This is a genomic window from uncultured Brachyspira sp. (assembly GCF_944393015.1).
Lineage (GTDB): Bacteria > Spirochaetota > Brachyspiria > Brachyspirales > Brachyspiraceae > Brachyspira.
This window is the reverse complement of the sequence record NZ_CALXYQ010000014.1, coordinates 17251-42933: the sequence shown is the minus strand read 5'-3', so window position 1 is coordinate 42933 and position 25683 is coordinate 17251. Positions and strand designations below refer to the sequence as shown.

Below are 25683 nucleotides of genomic sequence, written 5' to 3'. Positions count from 1 at the left end.
ATATTTATAATGAATTTGTTATGTAATTATAAAAAAATTAATAAGAATAAAAATCATTAAATTATATTGCCGTCTATTGAAATTACATACTCTTTAATTATTATATTTTTCTTAGCAATTTCAAGAGCCTTCTGCACTATCATCTCAACTCCTCCGCAGCAAGGAACTTCCATTCTTACTATAGATATTGACTTAATATTTTTATTTGTAAATATGTTAACTAGTTTTTCTATGTAGCTGTCTATATCAGTATCTAATTTTGGACAGAACATCAAAAGAGTTTTATTTTTTAAAAATCTTGAATGAAAATTCGGATAAGAAAAAGGCACGCAGTCAGCAGCTATAAGTAAATCTGCATTATCTAAATAATTAGCATTAGGATTCATTAATTTTAATTGTATAGGCCAATTTCTCAATTCTGAAGTCATTTGTACATTGTTATTATTATTTTCACCTCTGAATTGATTTCTCATATCTTTCTGCATGCTTCCCGGACAGCCGCAATGTTTATTTTCTTCCATGTTTGGAACCTCCATATTATGATCTTTTAAATATTTTACAGCTTCATTAAACAGCTTATCTTCTCCATGATCTCTTAAATGTTCAAGATGAGCCTTTATAACATTAACTCCGCCTTTTACTATATTTTCCATTACTTTGCTTTCATCATATTCTTCAGCTTCTCTTTCTTCTATTTCCATAGCATTTTCAGGACAAGCCTTTATACAAGCACCAAGCCCATCGCAGAATAAATCGCTTATAAGTCTTGCCTTTCCGTCTATTATTTGTAAAGCTCCTTCCGGACAATCAGGTATGCATATTCCGCAGCCTGTGCATTTATCTTCATCGATTTTTATTATTCTTCTTTTCATTTATAATATCCTTTATTATATTTTATTATTTTTTGTTATCTTCTAATATCTTACAAAAATAATAATAGAATATTTATATATAAAATTCTATTGCCAAAGCAACATGTTAATTAAAATGATAATATACTTTTTAATATATTTTAAATTTAATGGTTATTATTATGAAAAATTAGCATATTGATATTATACCAAATATAGGTATAATATTAATAATATTTTATTTTAAATGGAAATGATATGTTTTTTGGAGATTTTAAATTTATAGTTTTGTATGTATTTATTCCTGTACTTATAATTTTATTTGTTATGTCAAGGAGAAAAGTACATAAAGTTTTATCAATATTTACTAAAAACTTGAATTTTCAAAATGATAAAAATTATAAAAGAATATCAAATTTAAGAATATTCTCTATTATATTTATGATACTTGCAGCTGCATGCTTGGTATTTGCTTTGATGCAGCCTAAATGGGGAATAATAGAGCAGAAAATAAAAACAGATAATTATATGGTAACTATAGCATTAGATTTATCAAGATCAATGGATGCTGATGATGTATGGCCTTCAAGACTTGAAAGAGCTAAATTGGAAATAGAAAAATTTGTAAAAAAAACCGATAATTTATCTGTGGCATTAGTAGGTTTTGCAGGAACTAGTTTTATAGCTTCTCCTTTTACTCAGGATATGGAAACATTTACTTATATACTTGATAATTTAACAACTAAATCTGTTACTTTACAAGGTACTAGAATAGCTGATGCTTTAGTTACAGCTAAGAATACTTTCAATGTTGATGCTGTTAGTAAAAAATCTATTATATTAATAACTGACGGTGAAGATCATGGCGGTTATTTTGATGATATATTAAAGCAATTAAATGAAATGAATATCAGTGTATATACTGTAGGTGTTGGAACTGAAGTTGGTGCTAGCATAAGTACTGATTTAGGAGTGAGAGAAAAATCTGTTATTTCAAAAAGAGATGACAGTACATTAAAGTTAATAGCAGATTCTACTCATGGGAAAAGCTATATTGCAGAAAATGTTTCTCTTGAAAGTATATTTGATGATATGAAGCAGAGTATGGATAGTGTTTCGGCTGTAAGAAATAATAGAAGCTATAAAGAGAGATTTCAAATATTTTTGGCTATTTCTGCCGGTTTGATATTTTTAGCAAGCATATTTAATATATTAACTCAAATAAAGGTGAGAGAAACTATTAAAGAGAAGATAATAAAAGAAAAAATAATGAATAGAAAATCTGAAGTTAGTAATTAATTAAGAGGTATTATGAAAATGAAAAAAATTAGTTTATTGATTATAATATTTTTATTCAGCTTTATTACAAATATATACGCTTTTTCATTCAATGAGTTCACTGCAAAACTTGATGTTGACAGAGCAAACAGACTTATGAAGAAAGGTGATTATGACGGGGCTGTAACTTTATATGAAAAGGCTTTAAGTAAAGTACCTAATTCCCCTGAAATATTTTATAATATGGGTACTACCATGTCATCTATAGGCGATATGAACAGTGCTCTTCAATTATATGATATGGCTAAAAAAAGTTTTACAGATAATACAAGTAAAGAAATGAAAAGTTCAGTACATTATAATGCAGGACTAACTAGAATTGAAATGAAAGATTATCAGAATGCTATAAATGAATTAGTTGAATCTCTTGTTAATACTCCAGATGACAGCAATTCAAAAATGGCATTAGAATATGCACAGAAAAAATTAGAAGAACAAAAACAGAATAACAATGCAGGTCCTAGTATGCAGCAGAATCAAGATCAGAATCAGCAAGGACAAAGCGATAATAATAATAGCGGTTCTGGAAATAATGATCAAAATAATCAAGATAATCAGAATAATGATAATCATGATAATCAAAATAATCAAAACGATCAAAATCAAGATAATCAAAATAACCAGAACAATCAAAACGATCAGAATAATAATCAAGATAATCAAAATAATAATGGAAATAATGATAATCAGAATAACAATGGCGGAGATAATAATCAGGATAATCAAAACAATAATGGCGGAAATAACAATCAAAATGATAATCAAGACAGTAAATCAGATATAGACAGATTATTAGAATCTTTAAGACAGTATAGAAAAGATAAAGATAATGGAGATCAATATTACGGCGGAGGCAGAATTGATAAGGATTGGTAATACAGCTTTAAAATATATATTGGCAGTATTTTTTATTGCTTGTTCATCTTTATTTTCTCAAACCAGCATCAATACGAAAATATCAGATACTAAAGTTGGTGTAGGCGAGGTGTTCACTGTTTCTGTAACTATAGATAATAGTTCAGGCAGAGTTTTAATAAATGATATTCCGGGGCTTACATTAAGAGGCACATCTCAGTCAATTAATATGATGTATTCTTCAGGAACTTTCAAATCTATAAAAACATATAATTTTACTTATGTTGCAAATAGCGAAGGTAAATATAAATTCGATCATATAACTGTTAAAATTAATAATAGAACATATATATCCAATCCTGTAGAGATAGAAGTTGTAAGTGCTCCTACTAGAAATGATGATTCTTATACCCCAAGCGGAAACAGATTCAATGACTTTATGAATTATGCAGATGATATATATGTGGACAATAGCATTAATAAAAAAGAAGTATATATGTATGAACCTATATATATAACACAAAAGGCTTATACTCATATTCCTGTTACAGTGCTTGGATTTTCTAAGATACCAGACAGAACAGATTTTATTTCATATTCGGATTCTTCAAAGTATAATACTTTTACTGAAATAATAGACGGAAAAAGAGTAAACAGCATACCATTAAAAAGAGAAGTTCTTTATCCGGTAAAAACAGGTACTAAGAATATATTAACTACTCCTTTTGTATTTGAAAAGGACGGAATGTTTTATGACAGAGTACAATACGGGGAGGAAACTTTTTCTATAAAAGTGCTTCCGCTTCCTGACAGAAAAGGTTTTGAAAATTTTTCAGGGGCAGTTGGTAATTTTATTTTTACTACAAAAGTAAATAAAACTAATGTTGCTGTTGGAGAAGAGCTTTTAATTACAATGGAAGTTGCCGGAGAGGGTAATACTTCTATAATAACTATGCCTAATATTAATGATAATATTACAAACTATTTCTCTGTTTATCAGCCTAAAATATATGAAACTAATTGGTTTGATGATAATAAAATGCTTGGAAGAAAAGTTAAAGAATATATTTTAGTAGCTAAAAATGAAGGTGCTTCTTCTATTGCTAGTATTAATTTCTGTTATTTCTCTCCTAATGATAAGGCTTATACTAATATACATTCTAATCCTATAAGCTTAACAATATCAGGAAATAAAATTAATAATAATTCATTTGTTAATAATGATGGTGAAGAAATAAATACTATATCTATAAGAAATACTAATCTTAGAGAAGATAAGAATTTCAAAGTGTTAAGCATTAATATAATTTATATTTATATATTAATATTGATAATTGCTTCTTTGATTATTTATAATGCTAAAAGATTTAGTAATATAAAATTTTCATTTGCTAAAAAAAATAATAAAGATAATAGTATAGATGATATTTTAAATTATTATAATTCCAATAATAGAAAAGAGTATTGTAAATCTGTAGAAAATCTTTTACTTACTGCTATAAAAAATAAATTTAATATACAAGATGATAATGTTTTGTATGATAAATTAAGAGATTATATTGATTATGAAAAAGCTAATGAAATAAAAAATATAATTGATAAATGTAATTTTGAATTGTATTCAGGGAAATCATCAGGAAATGAAGATTATCATACAAAATCTATAGAATTAGTAAAATACATAAAAGAATTAAAAATTAAAAAGTAATTTTATATGATAGGTTATATATTGATATGAAAAAATTAATTATAGTATTACTTTTGTTTCAATCATATTATTTATGCAGTGCAGCTGATTTGGATAAATTAAATAATTTATTTGAATCTGCTAATAAACTTTATAATGACGGAAAATATTTAGAGGCTAATTATTTGTATAAAGATATTGCGGCATCTAATTTTGTTTCAAAAGATTTGTATTATAATTTAGCTTCATCCTATGCGGCTATTGGAAGCAATGGATATGCAGTTCTTTATTATGAAAAGGCTTTGAATATATCGCCTTTTGATAAGGAAACAAAAGTGATGATAAATTCATTAACAGGCAATAATGATTATGATTCACAGCTCATAATTATAATGTATGGATTTTTAATACTGTTTTTAATCTCTTTTACTTTAATGATAATAATGTTTATAAAGAGTAAAAAAATAAATAAATTTTTATTAATGCTTTCGATAGTTCTTTTAATACCTACTGCAATATTAAATAATAGTATAAATTCTGATTATGTAATAACAATAGATAATGCCAATCTATATAGCGGAAGCAGTACAAAGTCATCTATAGTTTCACAAATATCTGAAGGCGAGAAATTGAAAGTGCTTGAAGAATATACTAATTGGTATTATGTTAAAGGTAATTTCAAAGGCTGGATAAGTAAAAGTTCTGCTGAAAAAATATGATATATTAAAAATTTTTAAGTTTTTTATTTTATTCAACTTTTTCCCGCCGCACACCTACCTAAAGGTACTCCCTTCGGTCGCAGGCGGACTTCATCGACACGCACAGCAAGGCAGAGTTCATTAAAGATAATCTTATATTCTCGATAATTCGGGTACGCTTCGCGTAGGCTTTCTACACATATATTATAATATTATGGATAGTCATCTATATTTGCGGCTGATTATTTATTATAATGTAAAATGAGTATCAAATATGCTACTTTTATATGTAAAATAAATTATTAAATTTAAGATAAAATATATGCTATTATTAATATGTATTTTTTAGATGTAAAACTTAAACACTTGTACTTTCGCAAAGCGTGCCTGCGGCAGCAACTTTTTGCTACGGGAAAAAGTTGAATAAAATAAAAAAACTTCTATAACGAAATATAGTGTTTAGGTATTTTAAATTATATTTTATTAATATACTTTACAAATTGTAATAAAATTAACAAACTTAAAAATTTTCAGTATATAATAAAATTTAAAATGTTTTCTTATTTGTAATTTTTATTAAATTCAATATGATATAGTTATATTATATAAAGAATAAAAGGAGAGTAGTATGCAAAAAATAGCGGTTGGAATGAGTGCAGGAGTTGATTCTACTACTACAGCAAAACTTTTAAAAGAACAAGGTAATAATGTATTCGGTGTTACTATGCTTTTATGGAATGGAGATGAAAGAGCACCTTTAAGCGGTTCTTGTTATAGCCCTTATCAGAAAAATATTGTAGAGGAATGCGAAAAATATGCAAAAGCAATAGGTATAGATTATTATGCATTCGATGTAAGCGAGATGTTTCAGAAAAAAGTTATAGATTATGTTACTGAATCCTATAAAAAAGGATTTACTCCAAACCCTTGTATAATGTGTAATAGTCAGATTAAATTTATGGCTTTATTTGATGCTATAGAGAAACAAGGTTTAGAATTTGATAAATTTGCTACAGGACATTATGCAGGTGTAAAATATGATGAAAAAACTAAAAGATATCTTCTTTTAAGAGGAAAAAATTTAATAAAAGATCAGTCATATTTTTTGTACAGACTTACTCAAGATCAATTATCTAAAATAATCTTTCCAATGCATGAAAATACTAAAGAAGATACAAGAAACATTGCAAGAGAATATAATTTAGATGTTGCAGAAAAAAGTGAGAGTCAGGATTTTTTTGCAGGCGAGTATCATAGATTATTTGACGAAGATAAAGAAGGCAGCATAATAAATATAGATACTAATGAAATATTGGGACATCATAAAGGAATATGGCATTATACAGTAGGGCAGAGAAAAGGTTTGGGTATAGCCTATAAAGAACCTCTATTTATAGTATCATTAGACAGAGAAACAAATACTGTTTATGTTGGAAATAAAAATCATACATTTGTTAATGAAGTAAAAATATATGATGTTAATTGGATAGCAGAACCTAAGCAAAAAGAATTTGAAGCATTAGTAAAAACAAGAAGTGCACATAAAGGTACTATGGCTACTGTCATTCCAATAGATGAAAATACTATTAATATAAAATTTCATGAACCTACAGGAATTATAGCTAAAGGACAATCATGTGTATGTTATGATAATGATATAACTTTATGCGGAGGAATTGTTTATTGATTTACATTTATAGAATTTGATTGTTTTTAATATAGAAGATTTTTTATAATTTATAAATAGTAAAAATAATTAAGGAAAATATCAGATGAATAAATTATGTATAATTATTTTTAGCTTTGTATTGCTAGTATCTTGTTCTAATACTGGTAAAATAAATTGGGAGAGTGATTTTGATGTATCAGTTGAAAAATCAAAGTCAGAAAATAAAATAATAATGATGGATATATATACGGATTGGTGCGGTGCATGCAAAGAAATGGATAAAACTACTTTTAAAAATAAAAGTGTAATTGATAGCAGTACAAATTTTATAGCGTTAAAATTCAATCCTGAAAAAATGCCTAACGGTAAAGATATACTTAAAAAATATAATATATTAGGTTTTCCTACTATGCTTTTTATAAATAACGACGGATTTATTTTAAAAAGAATAGTAGGCTATATTGAAAGCGGTGAATTAATAAATGAAATGAATGGCATGAAGGAAAGAAATGATAGAGTGAAGACTATATTCAAAGATGATAATATTTCATTAGATAAATTAGATATATATCTTGAGTCAGGCTATGACAATGAAGCTTTGGATATGTATAATAAACTAACATCAGAAAATAAAATACCTGAAGATAAAATGCCTAGATATATGTCAAGTATTGCTCTTTTGCTTTTAGATAATAATAAGCAGGAAGAAGGAATGAAATATTTTGATGAAATAATAAGCAAATATAGTAATTATAATGAAGTTTATATAGCTCATTATTATAAAGCTTTGGATATGATAGTTAATAACGCTCAGACAAATGAGGGTATAAAATATATAGAGAATCTTACAAATCAAGTTCCAGACGGAATAAAAAATGAGTATTTAGACTTTATAGATTATTTTAGTTCTAATTAAATATATTGTTTTATTATTAAAATACTTTATAATAGTATAATTAAAATAAGGAGAAAACTATGAATAAAAATATATTAATAATTTTTATAATGATATTTATATCCGTTATTTCTTGTAATGAGGCAAGTGCCGAAATAAAATGGGAAAAAGATTTGGCTACAGCTATGAAAAAGGCTAAAGAAAAGAATGTACCTATAATGATAGATGTTTATACTGATTGGTGTACTTGGTGTAAGGAGTTAGATAAAAATACTTATTCACATAAAGATGTTATAGATGTTGCTAAGAAAATGGTTTCTATTAAATTAAATCCTGAAACATCAGAAGAAGGGGCTGAGATAGCACATAGATATGGAGTTCAAGGATTTCCTACAATACTTTTTATAAGTGCTGACGGTTTCATATTGGAAAATGTAGGCGGATATGTTGAAGGTGAAAAATTTGTTCCTTATATGAAAAATGCCATAGAAAAATTGCATAAAGTAAATTCAGTATTAGCAAACAAAGAGCCTACTTTGGAAAAATTAGATTTGTATTTAGAATCAGGTAATGAAGTAGAATCTCAAAAAATATACGATGCTTTAATTCAGAAAAAAGCTATATCTAAAGAAAAAATGCCTAAATATTTACTTGGTTTTGGTTTGATAAAGGCTCAAAAAAAAGATTATGATAATGCTAATAAATATTTTGATGATATAATAAAAAATTATTCTAAATCTGAAGAGGTTTATATAGCACATTATTACAAAGCTGTTATGATGGCTTTAGCAGGTGAAAAAGATGAGCCTAAAAAATATTTAGAAAAACTTATTAATGATCCTAAAGTTCCTGAAAATATGAAACTTCAGTACGAAAATTTATTATCATATATAAATGAAAATAATTAATTATCATTAAATAAATTTTTAAGAGAGGTATTTATTACCTCTCTTTTTTTATATTGTGTACTTTAAAAAATAATTTGTTATAATATAATAAATTAGTATGAAATTATAGTTTATACGGATATAGAAAATATGATTAGTATAATAATACCTGTTTATAATGTTTCAAAATATTTAAGAGCTTGTTTGGATAGTGTAATTAATCAGACATATAAAAATTTAGAAATAATATGTATTAATGACGGATCTACTGATGATTCGCTTGAGATATTAAAAGAGTATGCTAATAAAGATAATAGAATAATTATAATAGATAAAAAAAATGCCGGAGTATCTGCAGCAAGAAATGACGGAATAGATAAGGCTAAAGGCGAATATTTATTTTGTATTGACAGTGATGATTATATAGATAATAATTTTATTGAAGTTTTTTATAATAATGCTAAAAAAAATAACAGTGATTTAGTGGTATTAAGCAGTTTTTGGAATTTAGATAAAAGAGTAAATAAAGATTATCATTCAGCACTTCCAACTTGGTCAATGTTTATCAAAAAGTCTATATTAGATAATTATAAATATTTGAGATATCCATTGAATGTTCAGCCTGGAGAAGATGGGATATTTTCGCATGAACTTTTAATGTATACTAATAATGTTAGTTTTGAATACAGTGTAAATTATCATTATGTGAAAAGGTCTGGACAGGATTCACAAAGAGCTGTTAAAGAACCTAAGATATTATTGGAAGCTATACCTAAATGGTTTGAGTTATTAGAGGATTTTTATACTAAATATAATTTTTGGGATAGTAAGTCTTTATCATTTGCTAAATATATTGAAGGCGAGGCTTTTCTTGCATTTAGAACAAAAAATTTTACTCCTGATGATGAGAGAAAGATTTTTGATATTATAAAAAATACTTTAAATAAAGTTGTAAAAGATATTGATAAAGAAGATTACAATAAATATTTTTCTAAAGAGTTTATTATTTTTATAGAGTCTAACACAATAAAAGAGTATTATAGTAAAATAAAATGCAAATATAATTATATAAGATTTACATTATTTGGAAAAGATGTATCTATACGATATAGAGAAAACAGATACAAATATTATAAGAATGATAAATAAAATTATTTAAAATATAATTAAAATTTCTTTAACGCACGGTAAACAAAACTTCAATTTTTATTTTGATTATAATTAAAAATAAGTGTATGTTTTTAATTTAGTTCTGCGTGCGGTATTGATATTTTAAATTTAAAAATCACTTGGGTGGGTGCTATAAGTTCTAATTAAGCAATAAGAAAGTGAAAAATAAAAAATTAAAATTAAGTAAAAAAATATAAAGTGTGGGAATGAAAATAAGTTTTAAAACTTTATTTACATGCCCGCCCTATAGGCTTTTTATTATTTTTTTTCATTTTTGCTTTATTTTCTTTAAAAATTTTTACTGTTATTTTTGCTGCCCACCCAAGTTTAAATAAGTATTATAGTATTTATTACCGCACGGTGAATAAAATTTAATATGTGAATCAACTAATAATGGCAATTTTAATTATGAATATAGCTTTACTTACCGTGCGTTAAAGAAAATAATTAAATAAAAAATTTAAGAATATTAATAATTTTAGCTATTTACAATTACACTAATTTTTATATAATTTATATAAAGAATAATTTTTTAATACTAGAATAAAGATATAAAAGCGAGCCGAAGCCCTTAACTTAATTTATTAAGTTAAGCCTTTAGGCGTAGGCGAGCATAACAATAATAATAAATAATTTAAAGTATTAAAAGCTAATTATAAAAATTGTGAGCGTCCGGTAAGTTTACTTGTCGGAGTATCTATGCAAACAATTTTTATTAGCAATAATAGGAGTTCTATGAGTAAAGTTGCTGTAATAAAATGTGAAAATTATGATTTAGAGGAAGTTAAATCTGCTATTAAAAAAGCTATAGATTTGATTGGCGGAATAGATTTATTTGTTAAAGAAAATGATAAGGTATTGCTTAAACCTAATTTTTTAGCTGCTGAAACTGCTGAAAGATCTGTAACAACTCACCCAGTAGTATTTGAGGCTATTGTATCTATACTTCATGAAAAAACTAAAAATATTTCTTATGGAGATTCTCCGGGAATAGGTAAGGGAAGCAGTGTGGCATTGAAATCTGGTATAGATGAAATAGCCAATAAATTGAATGTTAAATACGCTGATTTTGAAGAGCCTGTAGGTGTTACTTATGATGACGGAGTGCAGGAGAAAAGTTTTACTATAGCAAAGCCTATACAGGAAGCTGATGTAATAATAAGTTTACCGAAATTAAAATCGCATGCCCTTACAACTATGACAGGAGCAGTAAAAAATCAATTTGGATGCATACCAGGTTTTAGAAAGGCAGAATATCATTTGAAGCTTCCAGATTTTGAAGATTTTTCTACTATGCTTCTTGATTTGAATAAACTTGTTAATCCAAAACTTTATATAATGGACGGAATTTTAGCTATGGAAGGCAACGGACCTAGAAACGGAAACCCTAGAAAAGTTAATGCTTTAATAGTGTCAGCAGATGCTGTAGCTTTGGATTATGTTGCTTCTCAAATAATATCATTCGATTATAATAGTATACCAACTTTGAAAATGGGATTTAAACATGGATTTTCAAATAAAGAGGAAATAGAAGTTGTCGGCGATGGTATAGAAAGCGTAAAGGTAACAGATTTCAAAAAGCCTCATAAAGGAATAGGTATAGGAAGAAGTTTAATGAAGTTGAGTAAATTCCCTATAATTAAAAGACTTTTTGCAACGATAATACCTAAACCTGTAATAGAAAAAAATAAATGTGTGAAATGCGGTGTTTGCGTAAAGGTTTGCCCTGTAACACCACTTGCACTTAATTTTGATAAAAAAGGTAAAGATTATCCGCCTGAATATTATTATAAACATTGTATATCTTGTTATTGCTGTCAGGAATTATGCCCTCATAAAGCTATAGTATTAAAAAGAAAGTTTTAATATAAAAAATTAAAGTAAAAAATTTAAAATAAAAAATATCATACTTAATTTAAATGATTAAGTATGATATTTATATATTGTTTCTTATTTACTGAACATTGATTCTAACTGTCTTATCTATATAACTAGAAGGTATATTGTTTAGAGCTTTTATTTTTGATATCATATCATCTCTGCAGTCTTTGCCTGTCATATTAACATTCTGTCCTTTCTGAGTAATATTGACATAATCACTGCTGCTATATATGAATGAAGATAAAGCTACTCTGTATGATTGAGATTCATTTATATCTACACTATTTAATTTAGCAGATATTAAATCTCCATTACTGCTATATCTAACTTCCATTCCTTTTGACATTTGAAGGAAACTTCCGCCGGAATTTTCTGGAATTACTGTACTTTTTTTGCAGGCTACTCTTAGTAAATCAAGTATATCTTTTCCTGTTAATGTAATTAATATTACTTGATTATCATACGGTGAAACTGTCATTATATTTGCTAATGTTATATCGCCTTTAGTAAATCCAGCTCTTATTCCTCCGCCATTGATAAACACTATATCGGCCTTATCTCCTTCCTGATTAGAATCATATATTAAGTCGCATACGAAATTTCCTAAAGGTGTAGATTTAGATCTGATTTCTGTAACATTATAAGTTAAATCTTCAGATAAAGTACCTATTCTTACATTAGATTCCTGTTCTACTCTAGCTTTCATTTCATTAACTAAAGCAAGCATATCCGCATCTTGTTCTATACTGCTATCCATTGGAACTAATTTATAATTAAAACCTGATACATTTCCATCATTGGCATTTAAATTAATATTTCCTAAATACTGCCCGTAACATCCAGCCTGTACTATTGGTGTACCATTAACTATGTCAGCATTTTGAAGCACTGTATGAGTATGTCCTCCTATTATAACATCAAAAGTATTAGGCATAGCATTGGCAATTTCTATATCAATATTATATCCTGCATGGCTTAAAAGTATTGTAACATCATTAGTTGTGTTTAAAGGAATTTCTGACATAAAAGTTTTTAATGATTGTATTTCGTCTTCAAATATTAAATTTTGAATGTATTGAGGATTGTATCCTGCATTCTTTATAGTTACACCTACTACAGCAATTTTTATGCCATTTATATTAGTTACCATATAAGGTTTAACATAATAGCCATTGTCTGATTTATTTTTTATATTTACTGATAGAGTAGGAAATTTTCTGTCTTTTATTATTTGATTAAAATTATCAAGTCCATAATCTATAAAATGGTTTCCAACTGTTGCAGCAGCTACTCCAAGCTCATTCATAATTTTAACTTCATCTTGCCCCTTGAAAACTGTGGAATAAATGCTCCCTGTAATTGTATCTCCAGCATGAAGAACTAAAACATTATCATTAGTTGCTTTTACTTGCTTAATGTAAGCAGCTCTTCTAGCAGCTCCATACATTCCATTTTCTTCTTCATCTTTTCCATGAGTATCATTCATATGAATTATTGTAAGTTTTCCTCTTTCTTTAGGGTGTAAAACATTATTTTTGTTACATGACAATATTGTTATTAATATAAAAATTAAAATAAGATAATTTTTTTTCATAATATTCATTCTCCATATTGTTTCAATACTATATTATATTGCATAATTGTCAATTATATAATGGGAGACATTAATTATGAAAAATAAAAAACACGGCTCTATAAATAAAGCCGTGTATATTTTTGTATATTAAACAAGGAGTCAATTAATTATCTTACTTATTATTTTGCTTTACTAAGATATTTATTTTCTGTGTCATCAGCAAGTTTATATATTTTTTCTTCATCTATAGTAATAATTTTTCCTTTTTCCACAACAACTTTTCCATTAACAACAGTATAATCAACAGTATTCTTCCAGCCTATAGTACCGAATAAAGATTTAGGATCGAAATTAGCACCTACCATTTCTAATTTTCTCATGTCTATCATGAATAAGTCTCCTGCTTTTCCTATTTCTAAACTTCCTATATCATCTCTGCCTAAGACTTTTGCTCCTCCATTTGTTGCAATTTTTAATATATCATAGCCACTAGGAGCTTTATCGCTTGAATTGAGTCTATGAAGCAAATAGCATACTCTCATTTCTTCAAGCAAACTAGAACCGTCATTGCTTGCACTTCCATCAACTGCCAAACCTACAGGCACTCCTAATTCAAGCATTTCAGGTATTCTGCAAACTCCGGAACTTAATTTCATGTTTGATATTGGACAATGAGCTACACCTGTTTTTGTATCAGCCAAATATTTTAACTCTTTTTCATTAAAATGAATTCCATGAGCATACCATACATCTTCACCAACCCAGCCAAGAGATTCCATATATTCCAAAGGACGCATATTGAATTTTTCTCTTACAAAAACTTCTTCATCTTTAGTTTCGCATAAATGAGTGTGAAGCCTTACTTTCAAATCTCTAGCTAAAATAGCAGACTGCTTTAATAATTCACCAGTAACATTGAAAGGAGCACAAGGAGCTAATGCCACCATATTCATAGAGTATTTTGAGCTGTCATGATATTTTTCAACTACTCTCTGACAGTCTTTTAAAATATCATCTATTGACTGAACCACAGAATCAGGAGGAAGTCCTCCGTCTTTTTTACTCAAATCCATACTTCCTCTTGAAGCATACATTCTTATTCCCAAATCTTTAGCAGCAGCAAATTGAGAATCTAATATTCCTTCTGCATTGTTATTAGGAAATAAATAATGATGATCAAAACATGTTGTGCAGCCTGTTTTTAGTAATTCACCCATTGCTGTCATAGAACTATAATATACAACATCATTATTAAGATTTTTCCATATTTCGTATAAATTAGTAAGCCATTCGAATAATTCCATATTCTGAACCTGAGGAAGATTTCTAGTGAATATTTGAAATAAATGATGATGAGTATTTATAAGTCCCGGATATACAAAACAGCCTTCAGCGTCAATTACTTTATCAGCGTTTTTTTCTTCTTTTGTTTCTTTACCGATATAAGTTATAACTCCATTCTCTATAAATAAATTGCTGGAGTTATGAACCGTATCATTATTATCGCATGTAACTATAGAAGAAGCATTTTTGATAAATAGACTAGACATATATTGATACCTCCGTTAATTAAAATAAGGCATAAAAACTTATAGTCAATTATTGAGGTAATTGGTAGAAACGTTCAGCCATATTATGAACTTATATAAGCTGTATAGTTATTGCCTAATTGCATTATAAAATATTTTATTTTTATGTCAATTCATAATTAATTTTTAATTAAATAATGAAAATAATACAGGTATTATAAAACATGCTATAAAAGACCATATACCATAAATATATATATAAAATACTGATTTAGTATCTCCAATAGTGATTTCTTTTATATTTGGAATATCATCAGTTTTTTTGAATATTATCAGTATAGACTTTATATTAAAAAATGTTATAAAAATCAAATTACCTAGCATAACTAAATTTGTACCTATTAATGTTATTTTATTTGGGCTTATACCGTATTCTATTAATCTGTACAAAGAAGAAGTTAATACTAATATATCAAAAATAATAGCTATTATAGGAAGAACTAAATATACTGCTTTAGTGAATATACTTGATTTATAATCTATTCTTATGAAGAACATATTTAATACAATTATAGCAAGCATAATATTATAAAGTATAAAACTTACTCTGTTATCATAAGGACTTATATCAGGCATTAATAGAAGAATCAAAAGTATAAATATAAATAATAAACTAAAAGGCATTAATATTCTTGATAAATATATAGAAATATTAGTTTTCATCTTCCTATAAACTGTATATACTAAAAAAGGAAATATTGAACTTAAGAATGATATTGATAATAATATTAATTTAAATATAGTTTTTTCATCTAAGCTGCTGATAATATCTTTTATTAAAAATATAACTATCGCTGCAAATATTCCAAATACTGTTGATACTATGCCTGCTATCAAGCCTGCAAATATTAATATATCTGCAGAAAATGTAAAAAACTCTGAAATAGTTTTGGAGTTTAATACTTGAAATCCATTATATGATAAAGCTATTATTATAAAAAATATGATAACAGAAAATATATATTTAATATAATAAAACTGTGAATATAGCTCAGTATTTTCAATAGAAGCAATTGCAGCAAAAAAACCAGTACTTAAATTAATAATCAACACAAATAAGAAAGATAAAAATATTATAACAATATTTCTTAAATTAAACTTTGAATTAATATTGAATATCAAACTAAAACAGAAAAAATAAAATATATAAAAATAAAATATGTCTATAAAAAAAATATTAGAATTACTAGTTGAATAAGTACCATCAATTAATTTAGCAATATTTACAATCTTTAAATAAGAATATATAGTCATTGCTAATGATGCAATAAAACCTATAGCAATAATAATCAAATTTGATATTAAATTATTTTCTAATATTTTGCCTATTTTATTGTTTATATCATTTATTACATTTGTTTTTTCAGTTATAATATTATTTTGAATATTGTTTTCTTCCATAATTTTAACCTCCAAAAAATAGTATATACCTAAACAACTATACTTTGTCAAAAATAAATTTATATTTTTGCTTTTATATCTGTGGCTTTGCCTCAGCCCCCCACTTCTTTTTGTGCCCAAAGAAGCAAAAAGACTACATATAGGGCTTTAATTTAATAGGTTATCTTACATATAAGATAATTTTAGTATGATTTAGTACTAATTTTATACCTTGCACTTTTTGCAACTTTTTGCTGCGGGAAAAAGTTGACTAAAAAATGACAAATTTAAAAATTTTTAGTATACCATATAGTAGTAAATAAAAATCAAGAAAGATTATATAATAATAAATATAAAAGTCAATGAGAAAAACGGATTAATCCCACCAGAAATACCAAACATCAGACTTTAATAATGTACCTGCTAATTTTCCATGATCATAATCTTCGCCGGATTGATCTACTCTGTCAAAGCAGAAATAATAATGTTCTATAGCAAGTTCTCTGGCTTCTTCTTCTGTTTGAGGCTGTTTTTCTACCCAAAGCTCCCAAGTATCATAACCTACTACAGCAGGATAGGCATTATATTTTTCATACCAATACTTGAAAATGGCAGCCTGTGTTTCAGGATTAGGACAATCATTGAAGCCGCCCATAGGAATATAACATGCCAATTCATAAGGATTAGTAGTAGGAATTTTTGCCAATATTAAATCAACTGTAACAGGATTATCTAAAGTATAATCATAATAAGAAGCAAAACTATCAATTACTTCAAAACCTTCTACTATAGGGGCATTGAATGATTTTTTTATTTCTTCAATATATTCTTTATCATCATAAATATCTTCAATATTCTGATGCAGATAATCTTTATAGTCTACTTCTTTAGATTTTTCTATATATTCATTTATTAATTTTTTTGAATCTTCAATATCACAGTCATTGTCTTCCAAGAACATTTCAATCGCTTCAGTAAGTATATCTGTAGGTATTATTATTAAAGGGGTATATCCTTCTTTTTTTCCTTTTTCTAAATGTTCCTTGTAGCATTCCATTATTTTAGTATCATCTTCAAGTCCGCCTTCAAGTATTTCATAATCGCATTTTAGAAAATCTGTTATAAATTTTATATTCTCATTCATATATATACCTTAAACAATTATATTTTATCAAAAATTATTTTTTTAAATTTTAAATATTTGCAGGGCTTTGCCCCGCACCCCACTTCTTTTGGTGCCCCAAAGAAGCAAAAAGGCTACATTTGAACTTAAATGTAATAAATCATCTTACATGTAAAATGATTTTAGTATGATTTAGTAATAAATAAATTAATCTACACTGTATTCCGCTTCACTGTCTCCGCTTATAACAAATCTATAAGGATTAGTAGGAAGTATTTTAACTAAATAATTATACAATAAAGTAGAACTTTGAAGTACATTATTATTTGTATTATAATAAAAATATTTAGGATAGTCTAGTACATATTTATAATAAGGATTATTTTTTGAACTTACCAATTCTCCTATTTTGTTATTAACTTTCCATAGAAAATAAACCGATTTATCTGTGAAATAGTTTGTCTGCGGATCATTAAGTATATAAGAGAAGAAGTCTGATGATTTTAAATAGTCATAATTCTTATATGAATTCATAGCTGCTTTATAATTTTCAAATACATCTTCCAGGTTCTGAATATTATTGGTCATATATCTTAAATAGCTCCATCCAACTATAGGTCCGTAATAAGTATCATATTTTACTAATGCCCAATCCTCCCTTGCTCTCTCTTTAGGATTATATACATTTGTTTTATTAAGTACTGTTACAAAATCATAATTATATAATGTATAAAGTTGTTTTTCAGCACCCGGAGTAATTGCAGGTATTCTATCTCTTATTATTATTCCATTTCCTATTACATAATATTCTTCTTCAAATGCGGCACTTATAGCATCAATTCTTTTTTGTACAGTTTCCATAGTATCTTTATAATTTTTATTTTCAGCTGCAGTTAAAGTAAAAGGCAGTGTATTAGGGAAATATGATTGATTATGCAATATGCTGTCCTGTAATACGCTTGTTCTGTATCTGTCAGAGAATCTTCTTAAATAAGTAATATTTGTAATGAATTTTGCTTTATCATTTTCATTTTGTATATTGCTGAATCTATGTCTTATACTGAAATAGTATGCAAAATCTTTTAAAGGAAAAGCACTTTCTTCATCTTGAAGTATTCTGTCAAAGACATATCCGTTAAAAGAGTATTGTCCATCTTTTACTATGATGCCCATTTGACTGTATATATTTTTTAATGAAGCTTGTAAATTTGTAACTGCATCATCATTATTTTCTTCACCTTCAACTATACCTTCTGATAATAATTGAGTATAAAATTCTTCTATATATGCAGGATCATTTTCAACCATATATATTAATGCCTGACCTAAAAGATATGATGCTTCGCTTTCATAATAACTTGAAGGGTAGGTGAATAAAAATCTTGCTAAAGTTTCAAAACCTTCTTTATAGCTTGATGATAATATTTGATTTCTTCCTGTAATAAATGTTGTAAGTTCATTATATGGAGATTGTGCATTTTCTTCTTCTGTTTTAGGAAGAGTTTTTAAAAAGTCTCCTAAAGGTCCATAATCTTCAGTACTTTCTATATCTTTTAATTTTCTATATTCATTTATTGAGTCTGCTGCTTTGCATGAACTAAGCAATACTGCAGATATTAACATAATTATACTTAATAATTTTTTATTCATATTAAAATTTACCTTCATTCATTTATTAATTAATTTTATATGTTTTTTTTAAAAAACTTCTTAAAATTGATCTTGAAAAATTATTATCGCATTTATCAAGCATTTTATTTACTAACTCTTCGCATTCTTCTATGCTTATATTTCTGATAATATTTTTTACTTTAGCCACAGATGTTACAGACATAGAAAGCTCTCTTATTCCAAGTCCTAATAGTACAGGAGTATATTCCGGAACTCCAGCCATTTCACCGCATAATGTTACAGGCTTATTATTTTCATTGGCTATTTTTATAACTCTTTTTAAAGTTCTCAATACTGATATATCTATTGGATTATATAAATACATCAGCTTTTCATTTGTTCTGTCGCATGCCATCATATACTGAACTAAATCATTAGAACCTATAGATAAGAAATCAGCTTCTTTTATTATTAAATCTATAATTGCAGCAGCTGAAGGAGTTTCTATTAAAGCACCTATTTTTATTGAATCATTGAAATCTTTATTTTCATGTCTTAATTCATCTTTAACATATTCTATGAAATTTTTAGTTTCAATAAATTCTTCTAAAGTGCTTATCATGGGAATCATTATTTCAATATTTCCATAATGAGAAGCTCTAAGTAATGCCTTTATCTGATCTTTAAATAATTCTCTATTAGATAGGCAGAATCTTATAGCACGCCATCCTAAGAAAGGATTATCCTCTTTAAAATCTAATCCTAAAGCGGGTGATATTTTATCTCCTCCTATATCCAAAGTTCTTATTATTACTTTTCCTTTTATTTTAGATGCTATTTTTTTATATACTTGGAATTGTATTTCTTCGCTAGGAAGTTCAGTAGCTATTCCGTCATCTGAAAATATATATAAAAATTCTGTTCTGTATAATCCTATTGAATCTATACCGAATCTTAATAAACTTTCTGTTTCTTCCGGTATATCTATATTAGCATGTACTTTTATTTCTATGCCGTCTTTTGTTGATGCTGCTTCTTTAGCATCTAATATAGATTTCTCTTTTAATTTTTTTAAATTTTCTGACAATGCAGTATAATTTTCCACATCTCTTTTACTAGGATTCATTATAACTATATTGCTTTTGCAGTCTATTATTATTTTTTTTCCATTTTTTATTTTGCTTGATATATCTGCTATGTTGAATATAGTTGTAATGCCGAAAGATTTAGCAAGTATTGCAGCATGCGAAGTATAACCTCCGCTTTCTACTATAAACCCTGAAACACCTATATTATTGAATTTTAAAACATCGCTTGGTGTTAGTGTTTTTGCTATTACGATACTGTCTTTAGGAACTTGTGAATAATCTCCTGAATCAGGCTGTATCAAATTTCTTATAAGTCTTGATTTTATATCAATAATATCTCCGCTTCTTTCGGAAAGCATTTTATTATTTATAGATGATAATTTATCGAGATATCCTGATATGATTGTATCGTATATATGTTCTATATTGAATAATTTTTCTTTAACTTCTTCTTTTACCTGTTTAGTTATTACTCTGTCTTGAAGCATTAATATATGAGTATGGAGAATATTTTTGATATTATTATCCACATGATTTTGTAATAATTCTATTTCATTTATAGATTTCTTTACAGCTTCATCAAATCGTTTATACTCTTCTTCTATATCAGATTCTTCTATTTTATATATAGGCGTACTTAAAGATGGCGTATAAAAAAATGAATTTCCTATAGCTACATCATCTCCAACCCCATTTCCATTTAATATCGTTCTTTTATCCGGCATGTATTCTCCGATATTATGTTAATTAATAGTAAAGATTATATTATAAATGCAAAATATTTTCAATAGTAAATTAATTGTAAATAATATTATTTTTCAATATGAAAAGCTTATATTGTTTATAGGTATAAAGTTTATAAAAAAATAGCTGACAACATAAAGTTATCAGCTGTTTTATTTTTATTATTGCTATGCTTGCCAACCTATAAACGTGCCTATTTGGTTCACCTAAAGGCTTAACTTAATAAATTGAGTTAATGGGTTCAGTTCTCTTTTTATATTTTATTTATTTCATGTTTTCTAACATTTCAACTACTATTTTCATTGAGTTTTGGGCAGATTTTACAACAAATTTAGGGAAATCCACTACAGCATCACTGTCTGCTTTGTCAGATAATGATCTTATAACTACAAAAGGTACTTTATACATTAAAGCGGCATGGGCAACAGCAGCACCTTCCATCTCTATAGCTCCAGCTTTGAATTTATTATGAATTTGCTTAACTTTATTATTATCACCAACAAACTGATCGCCTGTAGCTATTGTATCAATATATACTTTATTTTCTTTTATCACTTTTTGGGCAGATTCTTTTGCTAATTCTATTAAAGAAGCATCAGCAGGATAGTAATTTTTATCATAGCCTTTAACTAATACAGTAAGTTCATCTCCGTCTAAGGCACTTGTATCGAAGTCATGTTCTATTAAATCTTTTGATATAACTATATCAGATATATCATAATCAGGATTGCCTGAACCTGCAACACCTGTGAATATTATTTTTTCAACATTAAATCTTTCTATAGCTATAGTTGTAGCAATAGCAGCATTAACTTTACCTATTCCTGATTTCAATAATACTATATTTTTTCCGCATAATGTGCCTTTATAGTAAGTGATATTAGCTATTTCAATTTCTTCTATATTTTCAATCATACCTTTAAAATTGGTAATTTCTGAATCCATAGCACCTATTATAGCAATTCTTCTTGTATCAGACATAAAATATCCTCCAAATAATAATGATTTGTGAATTATACATTAAAAAAACATTTTAATAAACTTTTTTATTATAATTTTATTACATACTAATTAGTATATATAAACAATGATATTTTGTAAAAAACAAAATTATATTTTTGTTTTTATATCTTGGGCTTTGCACACCGCTAAACGACCCGGAAGAAGTCCACCTACGGTGATAGTAAGAGCCCACTTCTTTTGTTGCCACAGGCGGAGCCCGCCTACGGCTAGAAGCTTATATCCTTGATAAACTTGGATACGCTTCGCGAAAGGCTATATTTGGCTTAAATTTAATAAATTATTTTACATGTAATACAATTTTAGTATGGTTTAATACTAATTTTATACTTGCACTTTCGCGAAGCGTGCCTGTGGCAGCAACTTTTTGCGGCGGGAAAAAGTTGAATAAAAAAATTGATAAACTTAAAAATTTTTAGTATAATGATTAATATATTTATTTATAGTAAAAATATGTTAAAAATCAAAAGTTAAAGGATCAGGCCCCACTCTGAATCCATTTTCTAATGAATTTATTTTTTCTATATCATTTTTATCTAATTTAAAGTTAAATACATTTATATTTTCTTCTATTCTTTCTTTAGTTACTGATTTAGGTATAACAGATATATTATTTTCTATATTCCACCTTAATATTATTTGTGCCGGAGTTTTGTTATATTTATTTGCTATATCAATTATAGTTTTATCATTAAATAGTTTTCCTCTTGCCAATGGAGACCATGCTTCTGCTATTATATTATGACTTTTACAAAATTCTATCAATTCATTTCTCTGTAAATTAGGATGTCTTTCTATTTGATTTATTACTGGTGCTATATTACAATGGGCAAATATATCTTTTAAATGATTTATTTCAAAATTGCTCAATCCTATAGACTTAGCTTTTTTACTCTGACATATATTTTCTAATGCTCTGTATGTATCTAAATATCTTTCTTTTTTCTGACCAGGCCAATGAATAAGAACTAAATCTACATAATCCATATTAAGTTTTTCCAAACTTTCTTCAAATGATTTTCTTGTAGAGTTGTAACCCTGTTTTGTATTCCATATTTTAGTGGTTATAAATAATTCTTCTCTTTTTACTGCTGTTTTTCTTATAGCTTCTCCTAATTCTTTTTCATTATCATAAAATTGAGCTGTATCAAATTTTCTGTATCCTGCTTCTATAGCCCATTTCACAGCATTTTCTACTTCTTTTTTATCTGTTATTTTATATAGTCCAAGCCCTAATATAGGCATTTCTATGCCGTTATTAAATTTTACATTAATCATAAATTATTCCTTATTATGGTATTAATTTTATTATATGATATAATAGATAATATTACAGCTATATTTTTATTATCTTAAAAAATGTTTTATGCTTTTTATGATTTTCCGATAATATTTAGTAATTAACATAATAATACAAATGGGGGGATTCAATTGTCAAGTAATAACGGATATGAAAAATATAAAAAAGTCGATGCGAGTACCGCTTCACAAAACAGACTTATAGTTATGCTTTATGACGGAGCTATTAAGTTTTTGGAAACTGCCTGTGCTGCTATGGATAAAAAACATGGTACTGAAGAGGCACATAATAATATACTAAAAGCACAGGAAATCATATATGAGCTTTTATCTTCTCTTAATTATGAGGCTGGAGATATAGCACATAGACTTGCTTCTATATATACATATATGAATCAAAAACTCACAGAGGGTAATATATCTAAAACTAAGCCGCCTTTGTTAGAAGTTATAAGATATCTTAAAGAGCTTAAAACAGCTTGGGAAGGTGTTGAAGAGCAAATGGCTAAGGCTAATAGTGAAAGCAAAGCATCATCCAATAATAACAAAGATAATTCTTCATCAAATAGTGATAGTAAATTAAATATAACAGGTTGAGTAAACAATGAAAAAAGTATATAAATCAACAATATTATTTATTATTTTTAGCATAGTTCTTTTGTCATGCGGAGAGAAAGATACTGAAACTATAGAACAGTATGAAGCTAGAATGAATAGATTGGAAATTTTAAAATATTATAATATACAAGATGTTATGGCTCCTAGAATAGTAAATGACGGAGTATTATTTACTTTTGCTGAGAACTATGATTCTGTAGAAGTATCCGGCGATTTCAATAATTGGGAGGACAGCATACCTCTTATAAAAAGTTCTTATGGAGTTTATTATTATCTTTGGCAGCATCCGCTTAAAGCTGGAAAATATACATATAGATACAGAGTGAATGGTGTTTGGATTAATGACCCTGTAAATGCTAATATTGAATATGATAATAATAATCAGGTTGTAAGCTATTTTGTTTTAACTAATGATATAGGATTCTATGAAAAAAATCCTATTTATAATTCTGACGGTACAGTTACATTCTTCTACAGCAATGATACGGCTAAAGAAGTTATGTTTACTTCTGATAAATTGGGTTTTGATAGTTTGAGATATCCTATGACTTATTCTAATAATTTATGGGTTATAACTTTGAGAGCTGAGGCTGGAAACTACTATTATAATTTTGTTGTAGACAGAATATGGGAAGTTGATCCTCTTAATATGAATGTATATAAAGGAAGCGATGGAAGACTTCATTCATATACATTGATAAATTATAATCAAACTAATAAAAGAATGGTATATTAATAATATAATAATTAATTAATATAAAATAAAAAGGATAAGCTATTTAATTGGCTATCCTTTTTTTATTGCATTTTTTTATTATTTACTTACTTTTTACTTACTTATTTTGATTATCATCATTGTTATTATTTATTGTAGGATTTTCAGCATTCAAATCATGGAGTCTTTCTCTAATTTCTGAAGTTGTTTGTAAAGGATCTTTTTCTTTCATTTTAGGCTGTTTGAATACTGATAATGTTTGATTAAAAATATTTTTAAAACTGTCATCTATAGTATTGTTTTTAGAGTTGATATACATCATTTTTATTTGATCTTTAGTTTCTTTATCTTCAATCTTCGATAATAAATTAATATTATGATCTGAAATAGAAACTAAATACATATCTTCAACAATCTCTATTATAGATATATATCTGTTTGTAGCTACAGGAGTAGTGGCAAGCACTTTAATGATATCGCTTGATCCTGATACTTTTTTTGACTTATTTTTCAAATATATAAATACAAGATATATACCAACCAAAGTAACTATAAAACCAATTATAGCTCTTATAAACATCCAGCCATTACTTACTTCGGCTCTGTCCTGAATATTTCTAATATCTTGCAGTATAGCAGGTTCATTTGCATCATTTGTATTATCTATAGGGGCATTAAAAAAATTAGTTTCTGGTGCATTATTTGTATTTTCTTCTGTTACTGCAGCTGCATTGTTAGTATTATTTAGATTAGTATCATTTGTATTTTCTTGAGTAAGAGCTATGCTGAAAATAATTAAGAATATGACAGAAATTTTTTTAATCATATATAAACCGATGCGGAGAGAGCGGGATTCGAACCCGCGGTAGGGGTTGCCTACGACAGTTTAGCAAACTGCTCCCTTCGGCCTCTCGGGCATCTCTCCATAACTATATATTTTTATCAATAGTTGTATTATGATAACATATATAGGATTTTTAGTCAAGTTT

The 25683-nt window shown here is 26.9% G+C and carries 21 protein-coding genes, 1 tRNA gene and 1 riboswitch; of the genes, 11 read left to right on the top strand and 11 right to left on the bottom strand.

Annotated features, from left to right (window positions below; translation table 11 throughout):
* Window positions 1-56 precede the first annotated feature (56 nt).
* A complete protein-coding gene (locus Q0K19_RS06665) occupies window positions 57-872 on the bottom strand; it encodes an ATP-binding protein (protein ID WP_297246551.1) in 816 nt (271 codons plus the stop codon).
* 237 nt (window positions 873-1109) lie between these two features.
* On the opposite strand from Q0K19_RS06665, the gene Q0K19_RS06660 reads away from it, so the two are divergent.
* From Q0K19_RS06660 to Q0K19_RS06620, 9 genes are all read left to right on the top strand, one after another.
* A complete protein-coding gene (locus tag Q0K19_RS06660; protein ID WP_297246549.1) occupies window positions 1110-2150 on the top strand; it encodes a VWA domain-containing protein in 1041 nt (346 codons plus the stop codon).
* Window positions 2151-2162: 12 nt separating this feature from the next.
* Window positions 2163-3065 (top strand): tetratricopeptide repeat protein, encoded by a 903-nt coding sequence (locus Q0K19_RS06655; RefSeq protein ID WP_297246547.1) that lies wholly within the window; start codon window positions 2163-2165, stop codon window positions 3063-3065.
* The gene (locus Q0K19_RS06650) at window positions 3019-4752 is read left to right on the top strand and encodes a BatD family protein (RefSeq protein WP_297246545.1); all 1734 of its coding nucleotides are present in this window, start codon (window positions 3019-3021) and stop codon (window positions 4750-4752) included. The genes Q0K19_RS06655 and Q0K19_RS06650 overlap by 47 nt, the downstream gene beginning before the upstream one ends.
* A 26-nt stretch (window positions 4753-4778) precedes the next feature.
* Complete coding sequence (locus Q0K19_RS06645) at window positions 4779-5450, top strand: SH3 domain-containing protein (protein WP_297246543.1); 672 nt, start codon at window positions 4779-4781, stop codon at window positions 5448-5450.
* Between the two features lie 607 nt (window positions 5451-6057).
* Entirely contained in the window at window positions 6058-7116 is a 1059-nt protein-coding gene (gene mnmA, locus Q0K19_RS06640) for a tRNA 2-thiouridine(34) synthase MnmA (RefSeq protein WP_297246541.1), read from the top strand.
* Window positions 7117-7201: 85 nt separating this feature from the next.
* On the top strand, window positions 7202-8014 hold the full coding sequence (locus Q0K19_RS06635; RefSeq protein ID WP_297246539.1) for a thioredoxin fold domain-containing protein: 813 nt from the start codon (window positions 7202-7204) through the stop codon (window positions 8012-8014).
* A 59-nt stretch (window positions 8015-8073) separates the two neighbouring features.
* Entirely contained in the window at window positions 8074-8901 is an 828-nt protein-coding gene (locus Q0K19_RS06630; RefSeq protein ID WP_297246537.1) for a thioredoxin fold domain-containing protein, read from the top strand.
* A 129-nt stretch (window positions 8902-9030) separates the two neighbouring features.
* Window positions 9031-10029 carry a glycosyltransferase family 2 protein gene (locus Q0K19_RS06625; RefSeq protein WP_297246535.1) on the top strand — a complete coding sequence of 333 codons (999 nt, stop codon included), beginning with the start codon at window positions 9031-9033 and terminating at the stop codon, window positions 10027-10029.
* 756 nt (window positions 10030-10785) lie between these two features.
* On the top strand, window positions 10786-11916 hold the full coding sequence (locus tag Q0K19_RS06620; protein ID WP_335813510.1) for a DUF362 domain-containing protein: 1131 nt from the start codon (window positions 10786-10788) through the stop codon (window positions 11914-11916).
* Between the two features lie 88 nt (window positions 11917-12004).
* Here Q0K19_RS06620 and Q0K19_RS06615 read toward each other — a convergent pair whose 3' ends face one another.
* The 8 genes from Q0K19_RS06615 to Q0K19_RS06580 form a co-directional block, all read right to left on the bottom strand.
* A complete protein-coding gene (locus Q0K19_RS06615) occupies window positions 12005-13525 on the bottom strand; it encodes a bifunctional UDP-sugar hydrolase/5'-nucleotidase (protein WP_297246531.1) in 1521 nt (506 codons plus the stop codon).
* Between the two features lie 161 nt (window positions 13526-13686).
* Entirely contained in the window at window positions 13687-15057 is a 1371-nt protein-coding gene (locus Q0K19_RS06610; protein WP_297246528.1) for an 8-oxoguanine deaminase, read from the bottom strand.
* Between the two features lie 22 nt (window positions 15058-15079).
* A riboswitch (purine riboswitch) is annotated at window positions 15080-15176 on the bottom strand.
* Between the two features lie 46 nt (window positions 15177-15222).
* Entirely contained in the window at window positions 15223-16497 is a 1275-nt protein-coding gene (locus Q0K19_RS06605) for a hypothetical protein (RefSeq protein ID WP_297246527.1), read from the bottom strand.
* Between the two features lie 355 nt (window positions 16498-16852).
* Complete coding sequence (locus Q0K19_RS06600) at window positions 16853-17620, bottom strand: DUF4253 domain-containing protein (RefSeq protein ID WP_297246525.1); 768 nt, start codon at window positions 17618-17620, stop codon at window positions 16853-16855.
* A 186-nt stretch (window positions 17621-17806) separates the two neighbouring features.
* Window positions 17807-19249, bottom strand: a complete 1443-nt coding sequence (locus Q0K19_RS06595; protein WP_297246523.1) for a hypothetical protein — start codon at window positions 19247-19249, stop codon at window positions 17807-17809.
* A 25-nt stretch (window positions 19250-19274) separates the two neighbouring features.
* Window positions 19275-21023, bottom strand: a complete 1749-nt coding sequence (gene ptsP, locus Q0K19_RS06590; protein WP_297246522.1) for a phosphoenolpyruvate--protein phosphotransferase — start codon at window positions 21021-21023, stop codon at window positions 19275-19277.
* Window positions 21024-21306: 283 nt separating this feature from the next.
* Window positions 21307-22023, bottom strand: coding sequence for a 5'-methylthioadenosine/adenosylhomocysteine nucleosidase (locus Q0K19_RS06585; RefSeq protein WP_297246520.1), 717 nt, complete (start codon window positions 22021-22023; stop codon window positions 21307-21309).
* Between the two features lie 495 nt (window positions 22024-22518).
* Entirely contained in the window at window positions 22519-23340 is an 822-nt protein-coding gene (locus Q0K19_RS06580; RefSeq protein WP_297246518.1) for an aldo/keto reductase, read from the bottom strand.
* Window positions 23341-23493: 153 nt separating this feature from the next.
* Between Q0K19_RS06580 and fliS the strand changes: the two genes are divergently transcribed.
* A complete protein-coding gene (fliS, locus tag Q0K19_RS06575) occupies window positions 23494-23958 on the top strand; it encodes a flagellar export chaperone FliS (protein ID WP_297246516.1) in 465 nt (154 codons plus the stop codon).
* A gap of 7 nt (window positions 23959-23965) precedes the next feature.
* Complete coding sequence (locus Q0K19_RS06570; protein ID WP_297246515.1) at window positions 23966-24715, top strand: protein kinase; 750 nt, start codon at window positions 23966-23968, stop codon at window positions 24713-24715.
* A 97-nt stretch (window positions 24716-24812) separates the two neighbouring features.
* Here Q0K19_RS06570 and Q0K19_RS06565 read toward each other — a convergent pair whose 3' ends face one another.
* Together Q0K19_RS06565 and Q0K19_RS06560 are read right to left on the bottom strand one after the other, a co-directional pair.
* Entirely contained in the window at window positions 24813-25520 is a 708-nt protein-coding gene (locus Q0K19_RS06565; protein WP_297246513.1) for a flagellar biosynthetic protein FliO, read from the bottom strand.
* 13 nt (window positions 25521-25533) lie between these two features.
* Window positions 25534-25619: transfer RNA gene (locus Q0K19_RS06560), tRNA-Ser, on the bottom strand.
* Window positions 25620-25683: the final 64 nt, after the last annotated feature.

Excerpts from the sequence above, each read along its gene's own strand:
- Q0K19_RS06605 (WP_297246527.1), bottom strand. The coding sequence starts at position 16,497 with ATGGAAGAAAACAATATTCAAAATAATATTATAACTGAAAAAACAAAT.
- Q0K19_RS06625 (WP_297246535.1), top strand. The coding sequence starts at position 9,031 with ATGATTAGTATAATAATACCTGTTTATAATGTTTCAAAATATTTAAGA.
- Q0K19_RS06645 (WP_297246543.1), top strand. The coding sequence starts at position 4,779 with ATGAAAAAATTAATTATAGTATTACTTTTGTTTCAATCATATTATTTA.
- Q0K19_RS06665 (WP_297246551.1), bottom strand. The coding sequence starts at position 872 with ATGAAAAGAAGAATAATAAAAATCGATGAAGATAAATGCACAGGCTGC.
- Q0K19_RS06660 (WP_297246549.1), top strand. The coding sequence starts at position 1,110 with ATGTTTTTTGGAGATTTTAAATTTATAGTTTTGTATGTATTTATTCCT.
- Q0K19_RS06595 (WP_297246523.1), bottom strand. The coding sequence starts at position 19,249 with ATGAATAAAAAATTATTAAGTATAATTATGTTAATATCTGCAGTATTG.
- Q0K19_RS06635 (WP_297246539.1), top strand. The coding sequence starts at position 7,202 with ATGAATAAATTATGTATAATTATTTTTAGCTTTGTATTGCTAGTATCT.
- Q0K19_RS06600 (WP_297246525.1), bottom strand. The coding sequence starts at position 17,620 with ATGAATGAGAATATAAAATTTATAACAGATTTTCTAAAATGCGATTAT.
- Q0K19_RS06565 (WP_297246513.1), bottom strand. The coding sequence starts at position 25,520 with ATGATTAAAAAAATTTCTGTCATATTCTTAATTATTTTCAGCATAGCT.
- Q0K19_RS06585 (WP_297246520.1), bottom strand. The coding sequence starts at position 22,023 with ATGTCTGATACAAGAAGAATTGCTATAATAGGTGCTATGGATTCAGAA.
- Q0K19_RS06655 (WP_297246547.1), top strand. The coding sequence starts at position 2,163 with ATGAAAATGAAAAAAATTAGTTTATTGATTATAATATTTTTATTCAGC.
- Q0K19_RS06620 (WP_335813510.1), top strand. The coding sequence starts at position 10,786 with ATGAGTAAAGTTGCTGTAATAAAATGTGAAAATTATGATTTAGAGGAA.
- Q0K19_RS06650 (WP_297246545.1), top strand. The coding sequence starts at position 3,019 with ATGGAGATCAATATTACGGCGGAGGCAGAATTGATAAGGATTGGTAAT.
- ptsP (WP_297246522.1), bottom strand. The coding sequence starts at position 21,023 with ATGCCGGATAAAAGAACGATATTAAATGGAAATGGGGTTGGAGATGAT.
- Q0K19_RS06580 (WP_297246518.1), bottom strand. The coding sequence starts at position 23,340 with ATGATTAATGTAAAATTTAATAACGGCATAGAAATGCCTATATTAGGG.
- Q0K19_RS06615 (WP_297246531.1), bottom strand. The coding sequence starts at position 13,525 with ATGAAAAAAAATTATCTTATTTTAATTTTTATATTAATAACAATATTG.
- mnmA (WP_297246541.1), top strand. The coding sequence starts at position 6,058 with ATGCAAAAAATAGCGGTTGGAATGAGTGCAGGAGTTGATTCTACTACT.
- Q0K19_RS06570 (WP_297246515.1), top strand. The coding sequence starts at position 23,966 with ATGAAAAAAGTATATAAATCAACAATATTATTTATTATTTTTAGCATA.
- Q0K19_RS06630 (WP_297246537.1), top strand. The coding sequence starts at position 8,074 with ATGAATAAAAATATATTAATAATTTTTATAATGATATTTATATCCGTT.
- Q0K19_RS06610 (WP_297246528.1), bottom strand. The coding sequence starts at position 15,057 with ATGTCTAGTCTATTTATCAAAAATGCTTCTTCTATAGTTACATGCGAT.